This window comes from Flavobacterium sp. (genome assembly GCF_039916025.1).
In the GTDB taxonomy this organism is placed as follows: domain Bacteria; phylum Bacteroidota; class Bacteroidia; order Flavobacteriales; family Flavobacteriaceae; genus Flavobacterium.
On sequence record NZ_JBDSMB010000001.1, the window covers coordinates 1 to 1,964 of the forward strand.

General features: G+C 36.8%; 2 protein-coding genes. Both read left to right on the forward strand.

Translation table 11 applies throughout. From position 1 onward, the window contains the following. The first annotated feature begins 20 nt into the window (after nt 1–20). Nucleotides 21–365, forward strand: a complete 345-nt coding sequence (locus tag ABIQ27_RS00005) for a histidine kinase (RefSeq protein WP_348030860.1) — start codon at nt 21–23, stop codon at nt 363–365. Nucleotides 366–502: 137 nt separating this feature from the next. Then, nucleotides 503–1,765: a CinA family nicotinamide mononucleotide deamidase-related protein gene (locus ABIQ27_RS00010; RefSeq protein WP_348030862.1), complete on the forward strand. Its 1,263-nt coding sequence runs from the start codon at nt 503–505 to the stop codon at nt 1,763–1,765. The last annotated feature ends 199 nt before the right edge of the window (nt 1,766–1,964 follow it).

Below are 1,964 nucleotides of genomic sequence, written 5' to 3' on the forward strand. Positions count from 1 at the left end.
CTAAGATTACATATTAAATAATGGCAATAAATTACAACCTCTCAAAAGTTTACGCTCTTTCAGACAATGACCCTGAATTCGTAATGCAAATCATCACGCTGTTTGTCACAGAAGTTCCTGAAGACCTCAAGCAAATTGATTTAGGTATCAAAACAAAAGACCACAAATTAGCGTACAGTTATGCTCACAAAATAAAACCAAGCTTGGATTTAATGGGAATGACAGTGGCATTTGAAGAAATCCTGCAAGTGGAAGCCTGGACAAAAGTAGAAGGCAAGCGCAAAGAAATCGTTGATACTTTTGATAGTATTCAAAGTCAGGTTGAAAAAGCGGTTAAAGAAATCAAAAAAGATTTCGAATTATAAAATAAGAAGCGAATGGTTCGGGAATTATCAGTGATGGCAATTCCCGCTTTTCGTTATACTTCGTGTCACTACAATCGGGGCTAGTAAGGATTCCATATTAAAATCCTAAATCCCTATTCCTAAATCCTAAATCAAAAATGAAGGCAACCATAGTTACCATTGGCGACGAAATTCTAATCGGGCAAATTGTCGATACCAACTCGGGTTATATTGCCAAAGCATTGGATAAAATTGGCGTTCAGACTACCGAAATGCTTTCCATTTCCGATGACAGGCAACACATTCTAAACACATTTTCGGCACTGCAAAACAAAGTCGATTTGGTTATTATAACTGGCGGTCTCGGACCAACAAAAGATGATATTACCAAACATACTTTCTGCGAATACTTTGATGATGTTTTGGTCAGCAATCCAGAAGTCCTAACGCACATAGAAGATTTATTCCACAAGTTTACAGGGACAAAAACTCCATTATTACAGGTTAATATAGATCAGGCATTGGTACCATCCAAATGTGAAGTGCTTTTCAACAAAGCAGGCACTGCACCCGGAATGTGGATGAAGAAGGAGAATACCGTTTATATTTCATTGCCGGGCGTTCCAAACGAAATGAAATATTTGGTAGACAACGAAATCATTCCCAAAGTTGTCAAGGAATACAAACGACCCTACATTATTCACAAAACCATTCTAACCTATGGTCAGGGAGAAAGTATGGTGGCTAATCGCATAGAAAAATGGGAAAATAACTTGCCTGAGTTTATTAAGCTGGCGTACTTACCAAGTTATGGACGCTTGCGTCTGCGACTGACTGCACGTGGTGAAAATCAGGAAACACTCAAAAATGCCATCGAAGAAAATGTACAAACGCTGAGTAAAATTATTGGCGACATCATCGTTGGTTTTGATGAAGATGAAACAATCGAGGTTGTTATTGGTAGATTATTAAAACAGCAGGGAAAGACAATTTCCACAGCCGAAAGCTGCACAGGAGGAAAAATTGCCCAGATGTTTACTTCAGTTGCTGGTGCTTCAAATTATTTCAAAGGAAGCGTAGTGGCCTATTCAAAAGAAATTAAAACAGAGTTGCTTGGAATTTCTGCCGAATTCATTAAAAATCATAAAGTAGTGAGTGCAGAAGTAGCTAAAGCAATGGCACTCAGCATTCAAAAGCTAATGACGACAGATTATGCCATTGCCACGACTGGAAATGCCGGTCCCAATAAGGAAGAAGGAGAAGCTGAAGTAGGAGATGTTTTTATTGCTGTGGCTACGCCAAATGAAGTTATAGTAGAAAAGTTTAATTTTGGTCAACCACGTGAAAAAGTGATAAATAGAACGGCAAATAAAGCACTTGAAATACTGCAGGCAGCAATTTTAAAAAATACCTTTAGCTAAGATTTGAATGTTAATAAATTTGTTCAAAAAAGATATTCTTTTCTACCGATAAAAAGTAAATAAAAAAAAAGAAAAAAATCTGCAATAATATTTTTGTTTCAATGATATATTTTTCTTAAGTTTGCACCCTCGAATTGAATAACGATAAAAGATAAGCATAATGTCAAGAGTTTGTGACCTTACAGGTAAAAGAGCGATG